At 65.1% G+C, this 14,146-nt stretch carries 18 protein-coding genes and 1 tRNA gene; 16 read left to right on the top strand and 3 right to left on the bottom strand.

What is annotated here, in order from left to right:
- Positions 1–146 precede the first annotated feature (146 nt).
- The 6 genes from B3D39_RS07925 (at position 147) to B3D39_RS07900 (ending at position 4,502) form a co-directional block, all read left to right on the top strand.
- Complete coding sequence (locus B3D39_RS07925) at positions 147–317, top strand: hypothetical protein (RefSeq protein ID WP_165756964.1); 171 nt, start codon at positions 147–149, stop codon at positions 315–317.
- Position 318: 1 nt separating this feature from the next.
- A complete protein-coding gene (gene murA, locus B3D39_RS07920) occupies positions 319–1,587 on the top strand; it encodes a UDP-N-acetylglucosamine 1-carboxyvinyltransferase (protein ID WP_274961780.1) in 1,269 nt (422 codons plus the stop codon).
- Positions 1,588–1,638: 51 nt separating this feature from the next.
- Complete coding sequence (locus B3D39_RS07915; protein WP_078545376.1) at positions 1,639–2,118, top strand: DUF2948 family protein; 480 nt, start codon at positions 1,639–1,641, stop codon at positions 2,116–2,118.
- Positions 2,119–2,255: 137 nt separating this feature from the next.
- Positions 2,256–3,569, top strand: a complete 1,314-nt coding sequence (gene hisD / locus B3D39_RS07910) for a histidinol dehydrogenase (RefSeq protein WP_274961779.1) — start codon at positions 2,256–2,258, stop codon at positions 3,567–3,569.
- Positions 3,569–4,045, top strand: coding sequence for a UPF0262 family protein (locus tag B3D39_RS07905; RefSeq protein WP_078521735.1), 477 nt, complete (start codon positions 3,569–3,571; stop codon positions 4,043–4,045). The genes hisD and B3D39_RS07905 overlap by 1 nt, the downstream gene beginning before the upstream one ends.
- Before the next feature lie 4 nt (positions 4,046–4,049).
- Positions 4,050–4,502, top strand: a complete 453-nt coding sequence (locus tag B3D39_RS07900; RefSeq protein ID WP_078571357.1) for a low molecular weight phosphatase family protein — start codon at positions 4,050–4,052, stop codon at positions 4,500–4,502.
- Here the strand turns inward: B3D39_RS07900 and B3D39_RS07895 are convergent, their stop codons facing one another.
- Positions 4,503–4,877, bottom strand: coding sequence for a winged helix-turn-helix transcriptional regulator (locus B3D39_RS07895; protein ID WP_274961778.1), 375 nt, complete (start codon positions 4,875–4,877; stop codon positions 4,503–4,505).
- Positions 4,878–4,988: 111 nt separating this feature from the next.
- On the opposite strand from B3D39_RS07895, the gene B3D39_RS07890 reads away from it, so the two are divergent.
- The 9 genes from B3D39_RS07890 to B3D39_RS07850 all read left to right on the top strand — a co-directional run bounded on the left by B3D39_RS07890 (position 4,989) and on the right by B3D39_RS07850 (position 10,071).
- Positions 4,989–5,819: an NAD(P)H-binding protein gene (locus B3D39_RS07890; RefSeq protein WP_274961777.1), complete on the top strand. Its 831-nt coding sequence runs from the start codon at positions 4,989–4,991 to the stop codon at positions 5,817–5,819.
- Positions 5,820–5,899: 80 nt separating this feature from the next.
- Positions 5,900–6,307: a ketosteroid isomerase-related protein gene (locus B3D39_RS07885; protein WP_078521731.1), complete on the top strand. Its 408-nt coding sequence runs from the start codon at positions 5,900–5,902 to the stop codon at positions 6,305–6,307.
- Positions 6,307–6,888, top strand: coding sequence for a GNAT family N-acetyltransferase (locus B3D39_RS07880; protein ID WP_274961776.1), 582 nt, complete (start codon positions 6,307–6,309; stop codon positions 6,886–6,888). The genes B3D39_RS07885 and B3D39_RS07880 overlap by 1 nt, the downstream gene beginning before the upstream one ends.
- Positions 6,885–7,790 (top strand): carbon-nitrogen hydrolase family protein, encoded by a 906-nt coding sequence (locus B3D39_RS07875; RefSeq protein WP_274961775.1) that lies wholly within the window; start codon positions 6,885–6,887, stop codon positions 7,788–7,790. The genes B3D39_RS07880 and B3D39_RS07875 overlap by 4 nt, the downstream gene beginning before the upstream one ends.
- 82 nt (positions 7,791–7,872) lie before the next feature.
- The gene (gene infA / locus B3D39_RS07870) at positions 7,873–8,091 is read left to right on the top strand and encodes a translation initiation factor IF-1 (RefSeq protein ID WP_010397442.1); all 219 of its coding nucleotides are present in this window, start codon (positions 7,873–7,875) and stop codon (positions 8,089–8,091) included.
- A complete protein-coding gene (locus B3D39_RS07865; protein WP_274961774.1) occupies positions 8,088–8,657 on the top strand; it encodes a Maf family protein in 570 nt (189 codons plus the stop codon). The genes infA and B3D39_RS07865 overlap by 4 nt, the downstream gene beginning before the upstream one ends.
- A complete protein-coding gene (locus B3D39_RS07860) occupies positions 8,657–9,709 on the top strand; it encodes a ribonuclease E/G (protein WP_274961773.1) in 1,053 nt (350 codons plus the stop codon). Before B3D39_RS07865 ends, B3D39_RS07860 begins: the two co-directional genes overlap by 1 nt.
- A complete protein-coding gene (locus tag B3D39_RS07855) occupies positions 9,706–9,897 on the top strand; it encodes a DNA gyrase inhibitor YacG (RefSeq protein ID WP_274961772.1) in 192 nt (63 codons plus the stop codon). Before B3D39_RS07860 ends, B3D39_RS07855 begins: the two co-directional genes overlap by 4 nt.
- Before the next feature lie 98 nt (positions 9,898–9,995).
- Positions 9,996–10,071, top strand: a tRNA-Phe gene (locus B3D39_RS07850).
- Between the two features lie 112 nt (positions 10,072–10,183).
- Here B3D39_RS07850 and B3D39_RS07845 read toward each other — a convergent pair.
- The gene (locus tag B3D39_RS07845) at positions 10,184–10,864 is read right to left on the bottom strand and encodes a hypothetical protein (RefSeq protein ID WP_286789577.1); all 681 of its coding nucleotides are present in this window, start codon (positions 10,862–10,864) and stop codon (positions 10,184–10,186) included.
- A 157-nt stretch (positions 10,865–11,021) separates the two neighbouring features.
- Complete coding sequence (locus tag B3D39_RS07840) at positions 11,022–13,454, bottom strand: Tex family protein (protein WP_414717982.1); 2,433 nt, start codon at positions 13,452–13,454, stop codon at positions 11,022–11,024.
- Positions 13,455–13,491: 37 nt separating this feature from the next.
- Between B3D39_RS07840 and B3D39_RS07835 the strand changes: the two genes are divergently transcribed.
- Entirely contained in the window at positions 13,492–14,127 is a 636-nt protein-coding gene (locus B3D39_RS07835) for an IS607 family transposase (RefSeq protein WP_286789576.1), read from the top strand.
- The last annotated feature ends 19 nt before the right edge of the window (positions 14,128–14,146 follow it).

The following is a 14,146-nucleotide window of genomic DNA, read 5'->3' as shown; positions in this document are numbered from 1 at the left end:
GAGTGCTCTACCGCTGAGCTACAGCAGCGCCGGTTTCGGTCCGTCGCTTCGACCGTGGCGGGGATTTAGACGCAATCGCTCGAGGGTGCAAGGGCAAATCTTGCTCTCTCTCGACAGGATTTCACAGGCGGGTTAAACGAGGCGCCATGACAGGCGGAAAGAAAGATGGATCGGGCACGTCCCGCGATGCGGAATTGAGCCGCGAAGAGCGTCGGGCGCAGGCGTTGCGCGCGAATCTGCAGCGGCGCAAGGCGCAGGCGCGCGCCCGCAAATCCGAATCCAAGCCGCCGAATAACAACGAATCCGAGGGCAGTTGATATGGACAGCATCGTCGTGCGCGGCAACGGGCCACTTTCCGGCCAAATCCCAATCGCGGGGGCAAAAAACGCCTGTCTCGCGCTGATGCCGGCCACGCTGCTCAGCGATGAGCCGCTGACTCTGACCAACGCGCCGCGCCTGTCGGATATCCGCACGATGACCGAATTGCTGGCGAGCCTCGGCGCAGAAGTGACCGCGCTGCAGGAGGGCAAGGTTCTGGCGACCTCGTGTCACGGCGAGATCAACCCGGTCGCGGATTATGAAATCGTGCGCAAGATGCGCGCCTCGAATCTGGTGCTCGGGCCGCTGCTGGCGCGCTTGGGCCATGCGGTCGTGTCGCTGCCCGGCGGCTGTGCGATCGGTGCGCGCCCGATGGATATCCATGTCGATGCGCTCGCAGCGCTCGGCGCGGAGATCGAACTAAAGGACGGCTATCTGCATGCAGAAGCGAAGGGCGGGCTGAAAGGCGCCACCCACGAGATGCGCTTCGCTTCCGTTGGCGCGACCGAGAACTTCCTGATGGCGGCTTCGCTGGCGAGGGGCACGAGCGTGCTGAAGAATGCAGCCCGCGAGCCAGAAATCGTCGATCTGGCGAAATGCCTGCGCGCGATGGGGGCGCAGATCGAGGGCGACGGCACCTCCGAGATCGTGATCGAGGGCAAGGATCGCCTGCACGGCGCGACTCACCCGGTGGTCGCCGACCGGATCGAGCTCGGCACCTATATGCTCGCACCCGCGATCTGCGGCGGCGAGGTGGAGTGCCTGGGCGGTCGAATCGATCTGCTGGAGAGCTTCTGCGAGAAGCTCGACGCGGCGGGCATCTCGGTCGAGCAGACTCATACCGGCCTCAAGGTCGCCCGCAAGAATGGCCGCATCCGCGCGGTCGACGTGACGACCGAGCCTTTCCCCGGCTTCCCGACCGATCTTCAGGCGCAGATGATGGCGCTTCTCTGCACCGCCGAGGGCACCAGCGTTCTGGAAGAGAAGATTTTCGAGAATCGCTTTATGCACGCGCCCGAACTGGTGCGGATGGGGGCGAATATCGACGTCCATGGCGGTCATGCGACTGTCCATGGTGTAGAGAAGCTCAAAGGGGCGCCGGTGATGGCGACCGACCTGCGCGCCTCCGTGTCGCTGATCCTCGCCGGGCTGGCCGCTGAGGGTGAGACCGTCGTCAGCCGTGTCTATCACCTCGATCGCGGCTATGAACGCGTCGAGGAGAAACTGGCGGGCGTCGGTGCGCATATCGAGCGCGTGAAAGCGAGTTGATCGGCTGGCAATTCCCGCCGTCTTCCCCATATCGAATGCAGAGGTGACCCAATGACCCGTGATGCGAAATTCGAAGAGGGTGGCGAAGGCGCGATCGCGCTGCGCGCCGAGACCAAAGACGACCTCCCCGTGATCGCGGCGCTGGTGCAGGATGCCGTGCTGCCGATCACCGAGATCGCCTGGGAGGCGAAGTCCCGGCGTCTGGCGCTGCTGATCAACCGCTTCCGCTGGGAGGACAAAGCGCAGGCCGAGGCCGAGAAGCGCCCCTATGAGCGCGTGCGGTCGCTGCTGGTGATCTCGGATGTCACCCATGTTTCGAGCATGGGGATCGATCGTTCGGATCGCGACGTGGTGCTCTCGATCCTCGATATCACCTTTGAAGAGACCGAAGACGGCGCGGGTCGCGTGACCCTGACGCTGGCGGGCGACGGCGCGCTGGCAGCCGATGTCGAATGTCTCGATGTCGATTTGCGTGATGTCGAGCGGCCTTATCGCGCGCCTTCCGGCAAGGTGCCGCATCATCCCGAGTAAGGCGCGTTTTGCTGCGGGGGATGCCTCCGGCGGGGATATTTACGCCAAGTCGAAGTGGAATTGCCCTTGGGGGCAGTGTCGTGCTTGCGGGGCAGGGCGGGAGTCTCTAATCCGAAGAGCGGAATAGGAGACTGTCGATGCCGCACTTTCTGGACACGCGCGAAGAGGGCTTTGAGGCCCGGTTTGTCGAACTTCTGGGGATGAAGCGCGAGGACAGCCCCGATGTGGACGCTGTCGTGGCCGGGATCATCGCGGATATCCGCAAGCGGGGCGATGCGGCACTGATCGAGCTGACCGCGAAATTCGACCGACTGGAGCTGTCGCCCGAGACGTTGGCGTTTTCTCCCGAAGAGATCGAGGCCGAGGTCGCGAAAGTGCCCGCCGAGGAGCGCGCAGCGCTGGAATTGGCGGCCGAGCGTATCCGCGCCTATCACGAGCGCCAGATGCCGCATGACGCGCGTTGGATCGACGCGAGCGGGGCGGAGCTTGGCTGGCGCTGGGGGCCGGTCTCGGCGGCGGGGCTTTACGTGCCCGGCGGGCTGGCGAGCTACCCCTCTTCGGTGCTGATGAACGCGATCCCCGCGAAGGTCGCGGGGGTGGAACGTCTGGTCGTGGCCTGCCCGACGCCGGGCGGGGCGGTGAACCCGCTGGTGCTGCTGGCCGCGCAACTGGCAGGCGTCGATACGGTCTACCGGATGGGGGGCGCGCAGGCGATTGCCGCGCTGGCCTATGGGACCGAGACGATCACGGCGGTCGACAAGATCACCGGCCCGGGCAACGCCTTCGTGGCGGCGGCCAAGCGGCGCGTCTTCGGGCGCGTGGGCATCGACATGATCGCGGGGCCGTCGGAAATCCTCGTGATTGCGGATGGCACGGGCGATCCGGATTGGATCGCGCTCGACCTGATGAGCCAGGCCGAGCATGACGAGAGCGCACAGGCGATCCTGATCACCACCGACGAGGCTTTCGGCAAGGCGGTCGTTGCGGCGGTCGAGAAACGCCTCAAGACGCTGGAGCGCCGTGCGATTGCAGGCGCGAGCTGGCGTGACTTCGGGGCGGTGATCGTCGCACGCGATCTGATGGAGGCGGCCGAGCTGTCGAACCGGGTCGCCCCCGAGCATCTGGAGCTTTGCGTCGCCGATCCCGATTGGCTGGCGGAGGCGATCACCCATGCGGGCGCGATCTTCCTTGGCGCCTACACGCCCGAAGCGATCGGCGACTATATCGGCGGGCCGAACCACGTTCTGCCCACGGCCCGCTCGGCGCGGTTTTCCTCGGGCCTGTCGGTGATGGACTTCATCAAGCGCACCACGCTGGCGAAGATGACGCCCGGCGCGCTGAAGGCGATCGGCCCTTCGGCAGAGGTGCTGGCGAAATCGGAAAGCCTCGAGGCGCATGGGCTGTCGGTGCGTGCGCGGCTCGATGCGCTCAATGACGAAGGGGAGGGGTGATGGCCCGGATTTCTCATATCCAGCTGGACACGGGCGGGCTGCCCGCGCCCTCGCCGGAGATTGAGCAGGAGCGCAAGGTCGCGATCTACGATCTGCTCGAGGATAACAGCTTCAATATCCCGGGCCGCGACGGGCAACCTGCACCAGAAGGGCCGTTCGCACTGACGCTTGGCGTGCGCGATCGGCGGCTCGTTTTCGACACCGAGACCGAGAGCGGTGCTAAAGTGGCGGAGTTTCACCTGTCCTTCGGCCCGTTCCGGCAGGCGGTGAAGGATTATTTCCAGATCTGCGAGAGCTATTTCGAGGCGGTCAAGAAGCTGCCGCCCAGCCAGATCGAAGCGATCGATATGGCCCGGCGCGGTATCCATAACGAAGGCGCGCGCATTCTGCAGGAGCGTCTTGAAGGCAAGGCCGAGATCGACATCGACACGGCGCGGCGCCTCTTCACCCTCGTTGCCGTTCTCGCCCCGAGGTAAACGGATGGGCGAGATCCCCAACTCCGTTCTCTTTGCGTGCGATCATAATTCCACGCGCTCCCCGATGGCCGAGGGGATGATGAAGAAATTCTACGGCACCGAATGCTACGTGCAGTCGGTGGGCGTGAAGGCCGATCTAGAGATCGACGGCTTCACCATCGCGGTGATGGCCGAGATCGGTGTCAATCTGGAGCGTCACCGCGCGCGGTCTTTCACCGAGTTGCAGGAATGGGGCGACGATCTGTCCGCTTTCGATCTGGTGATCGCGCTGTCGCCCGCCTCGCAGCGTCAGGCGCTGGAGCTGACGCGGTTCTTTCATCTAGACGTGGAATATTGGCCGATCCTCGATCCGACCGGGATCGGCGAGACGCGCGAGGCCAAGCTCGCCGCCTATCGCGACACGCGCGACCAGATCCGTCGCCATCTCATCGAACGTTTCGGAGAGCCGACCGCCTGATCAGCCGCCAGACTGTGCAGGCTGCGTGCCAAGTCGGTCCAGATTCGCCTCGATCCACTGCGCGAGCTCGAAATAGCGGATCGCGATCGCCTCTCCCGCTTCGGTCAGGCAATAGTCCACGCGCGGCGGCACCTCGCCATGATCGCGCCGCGAGATCAGCCCATCCGCTTCGAGCACCTGCAAGGTCTGGGCCAGCATCCGCTCGGAAATGCCGCCGATCCTGCGACGCAACTCGGAAAAGCGCAGCCGCCCGTCGCGAAGCGCGACCAGAATCAGCCCGCCCCAGCGCGAACTGACATGCGACAGGATCATGCGCGAGGGACAATCGGCATTGAACACATCGGCGTCGGGCAGCGCGGGGTCGGTCTGTTGCATAATGCGGAGGCTCCTGTGCGGGGCTGCTGAACACTTACTAAAATGTAGGTACTTCCTTTTGCGCAGTAAAGAGCGCAGCTTCCCGTCAGCGAAAGACAAAAGGAGGTCGCCATGACCATCGCCGTTACCGGAGCCACCGGCCATCTTGGCCAACTCACCCTTGCCGCACTGGCCGCACGCGGCGCGACCGACGTGTTCGGGCTGGCACGCAGCCCTGAGAAGCTGACGGGCGCCGCGCGGCGGTTCGACTATTCCGACCCCGACAGTTTCGACGCGCTGGCAGGCGTCGACACGCTGCTCCTGATCTCGTCGAGCGAGGTTGGCCAGCGCGCGCCGCAACATCGCAACGTGATCGAGGCCGCCAAGGCGCATGGCGTCGGCCATATTCTTTACACGTCTCTGCTGCATGCCGACCGTTCGAAGATGCAACTCGCCGAAGAGCACGTGGCGACCGAGGCGGCGCTGGCCGCATCGGGGCTGAGCCATACGCTGCTGCGCAATGGCTGGTATGGCGAGAATTACGACAGCGCGATCGCCTATGCTGCGCAATCGGGCACGATCGCCGGGGCGTCGGGCGCGGGCCGGATCGCGGCAGCGGCGCGAAGCGATTACGCCGAGGCGCTGGCCGCCGTGGCGCTCGATCCCGGCTTGCAGGGCAAGACCTATGAGCTGGCGGGCGATGCGGGTTTCACCCTCGACGAGCTGGCCGCCGAGATCGCCGCACAGGCCGGGCGCGCGGTCGAGGTCTCGCACCTTGCCGAGGCCGAGTATCGCGCGTTGCTCGAGACGATGGGCCTGCCCGGCCCCTTCGCCGCGATCATCGCGGATTCGGATGCGCAGGCCGCCAATGGCGCGCTGTTCGATGACAGCCACGACCTGTCGCGGCTGATCGGCCGCCCGACCACGCCGCTGGCCGAGATCGTGCGCGCCGCATTGGGGTGACCCGCGACGGCGCCTAACCGCGTTTGACGCGGCGTGTGGCGCGTGGCACTCAAGGCCAGACAGCTTTACGGAGAATGGCCATGCCGCGCGCCCGCACTCTCGACACGATCAGCCGCTATTACGATGCCTTCAACGCAGGCGATACGGCAGGGATGGAGGCCCAGCTGGGCGAGCCTTTTGCCCATCACGTGAACGAGGGGAAAATCCGCCACGGGATCGAGGCGTTCCGCGAATTCAACAAGCATATGAGCCGCTGCTATCGCGAGCAGCTGACCGATATGGTCATCATGGCCAATGACTCAGGCACGCGGGCGGCGGCGGAGTTCATCGTCAATGGCGTCTATCTGGAGACCGATGACGGGCTGCCCGAGGCGCATGGGCAAAGCTATGTCCTGCCGGCGGGGGCGTTCTTCACGCTCGACGAGGGCAAGATCACGCGCGTCGTCACCTATTACAACCTCGCCGACTGGATCGCGCAGGTCTCGTGATGGAGGTGCGGCGGCTGACCGGAGAGGCGCTGGATGCAGCGCTCGACGACGTGGCGCGGCTGCGGATCGCGGTGTTTCGGGACTGGCCGTATATCTATGACGGATCGCTGGAATATGAGCGGCGCTATATCCAGAGCTATCGGGAAAGCGATGCGGCGGTGGTCGTCGGCGCGTTCGACGGAGCGCGACTGGTGGGCGCTGCGACTGGCACGCCGCTGGAAGATCACGCCGGTGATTTCGCGGCGCCTTTCGCATGCACCGGGCTGAAACTGGAAGACGTGTTCTACTGCGCCGAGTCGGTCCTTCTGCCCGACTATCGCGGGCAGGGCCTCGGGCACGCCTTCTTCGATCATCGTGAGGCCCATGCGCGCGAGTTGGGGCGCAGCCATTCGGTCTTCTGCTCGGTGATCCGTCCCGACGATCATCCGCTCAAACCTGCCGATTATCGCCCGCTCGACGGGTTCTGGCGCAAGCGGGGCTATGCGCCGATGGAGGGCGTGGTCGCGCGGTTCAAATGGACCGATCTGGGTGAGGATGAACAGACCGAGAAGGCGCTGCAATTCTGGGGGCGCAAGCTGTGAGCCGCGAGGTCGTAATCGCGGCAGCCGCCTATCCGCTCGACTGGTTCGACGATTGGGCGGGCTACGCGGCGAAGGTATCCGCTTGGGTGGCCGAGGCTGCAGGGCAGGGCGCGCAGCTTCTGGTCTTTCCCGAGTATGGGGCGATGGAACTGGCGAGCCTCGGTGGTGCGGAGGTCGCGGGCGATCTGGAAGCCGCGCTGGTCCATGTAGCCGGGCTGCGAGCGGACATGGAAGCGCTGTTCGCAGATCTCGCGGCGGAGCATGGCGTGCATATTCTCGCCCCCTCCGGACCCGTCATCGACGGCAGCAAGCGCGTGAACCGGGCGAGCCTGTTCGGTTCCGGCGGGCTGATCGGGCATCAGGACAAGGCGATCATGACGCGGTTCGAGCGTGAGATCTGGCATGTCGATGCGGGCGAAGTGCTGGTGCTCTTCGACACCGCGCTCGGCAAGATCGGCGTCACGATCTGCTACGACAGCGAATTCCCCCTGCTGGCGCGCGCGCTGGCCGAGGCGGGAGCAGAGATTATCCTCGTGCCGTCCTGCACCGACACGCTCGCGGGCAATAACCGGGTGCGGATCGGTGCGATGGCGCGCGCGCTCGAAAACCAATGCCTGACCGTGCAGGCGCCGACCGTTGGCGACGCGCTCTGGTGTCCGGCTGTGGACGAGAACCGCGGCACGGCTGCGATTTTCGCGCCACCAGACGGGCTCTGGCCCGAAAGCGGGACCGTGGCCGAAGGGGCGCCCGACTCACCTGGCTGGACCTTCGCGACGGTGGACCTCGGCCGGGTCACGCAAAGCCGCACCGCAGGAACCGTTTTGCCCTTCAAACATTGGTCCGAGCAGTCTGATGCGGCCCAAATAATCCGGATCGCTTCGGAAAACCCCGCCCAGCCTTGACATTCCACTTGAATTTCGCGGCCTAGGGGCGCATTTAAACGCTCGCCCGCAGATGACGCGGGTAACCATTTATGGAGTGACCATGGCCAAGGAAGAAATGCTCGAATTTCCCGGTGTCGTGAAGGAACTCCTGCCTAACGCGACGTTTCGGGTCGAGCTGGAAAACGGCCATGAGATCATCGCGCATATGGCAGGCAAGATGCGTAAGAACCGCATCCGTGTTCTGGCAGGCGACAAGGTTCAGGTGGAAATGAACACCTACGACCTCACGAAGGGTCGTATCAACTACCGCTTCAAGTGAAGCTGATCCTCGGCTCGGCGAGCCCGCGACGGCGAGAGCTTCTGGCCCAGCTCGGGTTGGAGCCTTTTGACGTGCGCCCCGCCGATATCGACGAGACGCCGTTCAAGGGCGAGGCCGCGCGCGACTATGTCGCTCGCATGGCCCGCGAAAAAGCGATGGCGCTCGATGTGGCCGATGACGAGGTGCTGCTGAGCGCCGATACCACGGTGACCTGCGGGCGCCGCATCTTGGGTAAACCCGAAGACGAGAAAGAGGCGGCGGAGTTTCTCTGGCTGCTGTCCGGGCGTCGGCACCATGTGTTCACCGCTGTGGCTGTGCGCACGGCGCAGGGCCTGCGCGAACGGCTTGTCGATACGGTGGTGAAGTTCAAGCCGCTCAGCGACGAGGACGTGAATGGCTATCTCGCCTCGGGCGAATGGCACGGCAAGGCGGGCGGCTACGCGATCCAGGGACGTGGCGGCGCTTTCGTCCCGTGGATTCAAGGGTCCTTCACCGCAGTCGTGGGATTGCCGCTCGCAGAAACCGCAAACCTGCTCGCAAGCGCGGGCATTCGAGGGGACGTATAATGCAGGGGCGTGTGGTTCTGCTGGACGAGATCGCCGGTCGCGAAGCGGCGGCGCTGATGGTCGACGGCCAAATTGAAGACCTGATTATCGACACCTCCGAAGAGATCAGCTTCGCCCCCGGTGCGATCCTGCGCGGCACGATCGGCCGCCAGATGAAAGGGCAGGGTGGCGTCTTCGTCGATCTGCCCGAAGGCACGCGTGGCTTTCTGAAAGAGGTGAAGGGCCTTGCCCCCGGCCAGACCGTGATCTGCATGGTCTCCGGCGGCACCGAGCCCGGCAAGGCGTTGCCTGTGACGCTGCGCGTGCTGTTCAAGTCGCGCTACGCTATCGTCACCCCCGGCGCGCCGGGCATCAACGTCTCGCGCCGGATCCATGAAGACGATCTGCGCGCCGATCTGCAGGCAGCAGCCGAGGCGGTGATGGAAGGCTCGGATATGGGCGTGATCCTGCGTTCCGCCGCGGCCCATGTGCCGCTCGAAGAAGTGGCCGAGGATGTCGCCGCAATGCGCGAGCTGGCCGAGGCCGTGACTAACGATACTGAAGGCGGGCCGGAGCTTCTCGTCGACGCGCCCGATCCGCATGAAGAAGCCTGGCGCGACTGGGCCGAACCCCTGCCCGACGAGGTGATCGAAGGCGGGTTCGACGACCACGGCGTCACCGACGCGATCGAAGCGCTTCTGCATCCGCGCGTCGACCTGCCGGGCGGGGCGCATCTGATGATCGAGGCGACCCGCGCCCTGATTGCGGTCGACGTCAATACCGGCAACGACACGACGCCCGCCGCGGCGCTGAAGGCGAATATCGCCGCGGCCCGCGAATTGCCTCGTCAGCTGCGCTTGCGCGGCCTTGGAGGCCAGGTCGTGATCGACTTCGCCCCGATGCCCAAGCGCGACCGTCAGACGCTGGAGCAGCAGCTGCGCCGCGCCGTCAAAGGCGAGCCCGAGACCTCGCTGGCAGGCTGGACGCCGCTGGGCAATTTCGAGATGCAACGCAAGCGCGACCGCGTCCCGCTCGTGCGCCTGCTGCGGGGCCAAAACAGGGAGGCGAAATGAGCTGTCCGATCTGCGGCAAGGATGCCGATCCGAAATATCGCCCCTTCTGTTCCAAGCGTTGCGCCGATGTCGATCTGGCGCGCTGGCTGAACGGTTCCTACGTCATTCCCGGGGATATCGCCGAGGAAGAAGAGCGCGCGCCGACCGGTGCCGCAGGCGATGATACGCCCCCCGGCAAGCCGCACTGAGACGTTTCGCAAGTTCGCGTAAATTTCTGCGAAATCCCTCTGGACACCCCCCGCGCCCTCGTCTAGTAACCGCTCCACCAAGACCGAAAGGTCGCAGTGCCCGGATAGCTCAGTTGGTAGAGCAGCGGATTGAAAATTCGCGTGTCGGTGGTTCGAGTCCGCCTCCGGGCACCACTAAAATCCTCGAAAAGACAATATGTTTTGGCCCGGCTTCGCTCTATTTTTAGCGTGGCTTCAAACGGTTCTACGTCGACGAACGCCCGTCCTCCGCCCCCGAAGGAATAACCTAGCGCGGAAACTGCGGCTTGGGCGTGCGCGCGACCTCGTCAGCAGTCGCGGTGTGATTCAGCACGTAATGCGTCGCGACGACGTCGCCGATCAGCCCGGCAGCAGCTTCCGAAGCCGGATCGAAACCGCGCTCGACCGCCTGATCCAGCAACGCCGCGTCATAGCCGGTGGCGATGAGTAGCCACGGCATCGGAGCATCGGCACCGCGCAGTGCTTGCTCGCGCGTCATCGGCGGTGGTGCAGTCGGACGAAGCAGCTGAACGCTGGCGACACCCGGGCGATAGGCGATCTCCTGCAGCACCTCCTGCGCGATCCAGGAAGCCGCAGCGTCTTCGTGCCCGGGGCCGGGTTGAAAGCGGAAGGCTGTGGTGAAACCGCCCAGACCGTAGCCCTCGCTCGCCGGAATAGTGCAGAAACCGCGCATCATGCCGCGAAATCTCGGCATGATCGCACCAGTCCAGGGTGTGGGGTTGTTCAGGCGGTCGAGGTAGCCCTGCGACGTCGCCACGTCGGTCCCGCTGACTTCATAGGTGACCATGTAGCGTGGCCCGCCCTCGGTCGCGATCCAGCGCGTCGCCCGTAGAAAGCCGGGAACCGAGAGGCGCTCATGCAGGTGCTCATGGCTGTGCCAGTGGTCGTGGTCGGCGGTGTCGCCGTCGATGTCATAGAACAGCACCATCGCCGCATCGCTGCAACGCGCCATGGTCCGCCTCTCCCGCTTATGTGGTTTCGCGTGACGCTATCGGCGGGTGCCGGGGAAGGCAAGTTGAGGCGCTGTTCCTGTGTCGCAGCTCACCTCTGGTAGATCCCCGACCGCTGAACCCGCTTGGCCAGCTTCAGCGCCGGTTCATCGCATCGCGCAGCGCCGCGCCGAACGCGCCATTGCCGCTGTCTTTTGCCGGCGCTTTGCCTTGGCCCTTGCCGGGCCCTTTGCCACGGGGGCCTTGCGGGCCGGGTTTGCCGCGATCCTGTCCTGCCGGGCCTTTGCCCCGCGCAGGCGCGCCACCGTCGGATTGCTTGCGCATCGACAGGCCGATCCGTTTGCGCGGGATGTCGACCTCGGTCACGCGCACGCGCACCACATCGCCCGCTTTCACAACCTCATGCGGATCCTTCACGAAGCGATCGGCGAGCTGGCTGACATGCACCAGACCATCCTGATGCACGCCGATATCCACGAAAGCGCCGAAGGCGGCCACGTTGGTCACGGTGCCCTCCAGGCTCATTCCCGGCTTGAGGTCTTTGATGTCCTCCACGCCCTCGGTGAATTGCGCCGTTTTGAACGTGGGGCGCGGGTCGCGGCCGGGTTTTTCCAGTTCCGCGAAGATGTCGCGAATGGTGGGAAGACCGAAATCGCCGGTGACGAATTGCTCGGCGCGCAGGTCTTTCAGCGCGGTCGGCTGGCCCATGATCTCGCGGATGTCGCGACCGCAACTCTGCACGATCTTGCGTGCGACCGCGTAGGCTTCGGGGTGAACGGAGGAGGCATCGAGCGGCTCTTCGCCGTCACGGATACGCAGGAAGCCCGCGCATTGCTCGAAGGCCTTCGGGCCGAGCCCTGCCACCTCCATCAACGCGCGGCGCGAGGGGAAGGCGCCATGCGCATCTCGGTGCGCGACGATGGCCTGCGCCAGCGCGGGGCCAAGCCCCGCTACCTGCGCCAGAAGCGGTGCGGAGGCCATGTTCAGATCGACGCCCACGGCGTTCACGGCATCTTCGACGACCGCCTCTAGCGCCTGCGACAGGCGGCGCTGATCCACGTCGTGCTGATATTGCCCGACGCCGATGCTCTGCGGTTCGATCTTCACCAGTTCCGCGAGTGGATCCTGCAGGCGACGCGCGATAGAGACCGCGCCGCGCAAGGATACGTCCAGATCGGGGAACTCGCGCGCGGCCAGTTCCGAGGCCGAATAGACCGAGGCGCCCGCCTCCGAGACGACCACTTTCGTCGGCGCTCGCACACCCGACGGCAGCAGCTTCAGCGTGTCGGCGACCATCCGTTCGGTCTCGCGGCTGGCGGTGCCGTTGCCGATGGCGATCAGCTCGACCCCGTGGCGCTTGACCATGTCGATGATCTTCGCCTCCGCGCCGCGCAGGTCCATCTTCGGCTGGAAGGGGTAGAGGGTCGCAGTCTCCAGAACTTTGCCGGTCGCGTCCACCACGGCGGCCTTCACCCCGGTGCGGATGCCGGGATCGAGGCCCAGCGTGGCGCGCGGACCGGCGGGCGCTGCCAGCAGCAGGTCATGCAGGTTGCGCGCGAAGACCTTGATCGCCTCGTCATGGGCGCGCTGGCGCAGCTCGCCCAGCAGATCGACATAGAGCGAGACCGAGAATTTCACCCGCCAGGCCCACCGCGCCACATCGCGCAGCCACAGGTCGCCGGGACGCCCGGCCTGCGTGTCGAGGGTCGCTGCGATCTGGCCGATCGCGCGGTCTTCGCCGGTCTCGGGATCGGGCGCGATCTCCATCGTCACGATCTCTTCCTTCGCGGCGCGCAGAATGGCGAGCGCCCGGTGGCCGGGAATGTCGGCCCATTTCTCGCGGTGGTCGAAATAGTCGGAGAACTTCGCGCCCGCCTCTTCCTTGCCCGGCACGACACGCGCGGCGATGAAGGCCTCGGCGCGCATGAAGTCGCGCTGGGTGCCGAGCAGTTCGGCGTTTTCCGACAGTTCCTCGGTCAGGATGTCGCGTGCGCCGTTCAGGGCGTCCTTCGCCGTTGGCACTGCCTCGGCAATGTAGCCTTCGGCCAGCGCCTCGGGCGCGGCGCTCCGGTCTGCCTGAATGGCGCGCAGAAGCGGCTCCAGCCCGTTCTCGCGTGCGATCATCGCCTTGGTGCGGCGCTTGGGTTTGAACGGCAGATAGATGTCTTCGAGCGTGGCCTTGCTTTCGGCCCGCGCGATGGACCGTGCCAGATCGTCGGTCAGCTTGCCCTGCTCGCGGATCGAATTGAGGATCGTCTCGCGCCGCGCCTCCATTTCGCGCAGATAGCCCAGCCGATCCGAGAGCTGTCGCAGCTGCGTATCGTCGAGCCCGCCCGTGACCTCTTTGCGGTAGCGCGCCACGAAGGGCACGGTCGCCCCACCATCGAGGAGCCCGATCGCCGCGGTAACTTGTGCGGGCTTCGCCGCGATATCCGTGGCGATGGTCTGCGCGATGCGGGCTTGGACGGGGGCGGAATCGATTTGGGCCAAGGCTGTCTCCTGATGCGGTCGGGTTGCCAGCAATAGCCGCCTGCTAGGCCGGGGAAAAGGGGCTTTAGCAGTTTCCATTTGACTTATGCTTTTCGCATCATATATCATCTTTATGATGAAGAAGCTTGTAAGTATTGGCGAGGCCGCAAAGGCCCTGGGCGTGACTCCGCTCACCTTGCGCAGATGGGATGAGAGCGGCAAGCTCAAGCCCGACCTCGTAACCGAGGGTGGGCGGCGCCGCTATGACCTCGCCAAACTTCAGCCGGAGCTCCATCGGCAGCAGGATAAAGCTGCCCGGCGCACGGTTGCCTACGCACGCGTTTCCTCCCATGACCAGAAACCTGACCTGGAGCGCCAGGCGCAGCTTCTCGAGGCCTATTGCGCCGGGCAGGGCTGGACCTACGAGGTGGTCACCGATCTCGGCTCTGGCATGAACTATCGCAAGAAGGGCCTCAAGCGCCTACTCGAAGACATTGTCGAGGATCGCGTCGGCCGACTGGTCATCACCCACAAGGATCGTTTGTTGCGCTTCGGCGCCGAGCTCGTCTTCGCGATCTGTGAGGCGAAGAACGTCGAGGTCGTAATCCTGAACCAGGGCGAAGACACCAGCTTCGAAGAGGATCTTGCCCGGGACGTGCTTGAGATCGTCACGGTGTTCAGCGCACGGCTCTACGGTGCGCGCTCCCGCAAGAGTGCGAAATTGATCGCCGACATCAAGGCCGCGGCCGAAGGGGGCGATGATGGCGCTTGATGGAGCAGCGATCTCTACC

It is taken from the genome of Thioclava sp. UBA3469 (assembly GCF_002378135.1).
GTDB lineage: Bacteria > Pseudomonadota > Alphaproteobacteria > Rhodobacterales > Rhodobacteraceae > Thioclava > Thioclava sediminum.
This window is presented reverse-complemented; position numbering and strand designations above follow the sequence as displayed.

Bases quoted from the DNA above. Each gene is read 5' to 3' on its own strand.
- B3D39_RS07885 (WP_078521731.1), top strand. From the start codon at position 5,900: ATGCCGCGCGCCCGCACTCTCGACACGATCAGCCGCTATTACGATGCC.
- B3D39_RS07860 (WP_274961773.1), top strand. From the start codon at position 8,657: ATGCAGGGGCGTGTGGTTCTGCTGGACGAGATCGCCGGTCGCGAAGCG.
- B3D39_RS07845 (WP_286789577.1), bottom strand. From the start codon at position 10,864: ATGGTGCTGTTCTATGACATCGACGGCGACACCGCCGACCACGACCAC.
- B3D39_RS07900 (WP_078571357.1), top strand. From the start codon at position 4,050: ATGGGCGAGATCCCCAACTCCGTTCTCTTTGCGTGCGATCATAATTCC.
- B3D39_RS07880 (WP_274961776.1), top strand. From the start codon at position 6,307: ATGGAGGTGCGGCGGCTGACCGGAGAGGCGCTGGATGCAGCGCTCGAC.
- hisD (WP_274961779.1), top strand. From the start codon at position 2,256: ATGCCGCACTTTCTGGACACGCGCGAAGAGGGCTTTGAGGCCCGGTTT.
- infA (WP_010397442.1), top strand. From the start codon at position 7,873: ATGGCCAAGGAAGAAATGCTCGAATTTCCCGGTGTCGTGAAGGAACTC.
- B3D39_RS07840 (WP_414717982.1), bottom strand. From the start codon at position 13,454: ATGGAAACTGCTAAAGCCCCTTTTCCCCGGCCTAGCAGGCGGCTATTG.
- murA (WP_274961780.1), top strand. From the start codon at position 319: ATGGACAGCATCGTCGTGCGCGGCAACGGGCCACTTTCCGGCCAAATC.
- B3D39_RS07855 (WP_274961772.1), top strand. From the start codon at position 9,706: ATGAGCTGTCCGATCTGCGGCAAGGATGCCGATCCGAAATATCGCCCC.
- B3D39_RS07915 (WP_078545376.1), top strand. From the start codon at position 1,639: ATGACCCGTGATGCGAAATTCGAAGAGGGTGGCGAAGGCGCGATCGCG.
- B3D39_RS07925 (WP_165756964.1), top strand. From the start codon at position 147: ATGACAGGCGGAAAGAAAGATGGATCGGGCACGTCCCGCGATGCGGAA.
- B3D39_RS07890 (WP_274961777.1), top strand. From the start codon at position 4,989: ATGACCATCGCCGTTACCGGAGCCACCGGCCATCTTGGCCAACTCACC.
- B3D39_RS07895 (WP_274961778.1), bottom strand. From the start codon at position 4,877: ATGCAACAGACCGACCCCGCGCTGCCCGACGCCGATGTGTTCAATGCC.
- B3D39_RS07905 (WP_078521735.1), top strand. From the start codon at position 3,569: ATGGCCCGGATTTCTCATATCCAGCTGGACACGGGCGGGCTGCCCGCG.
- B3D39_RS07835 (WP_286789576.1), top strand. From the start codon at position 13,492: ATGAAGAAGCTTGTAAGTATTGGCGAGGCCGCAAAGGCCCTGGGCGTG.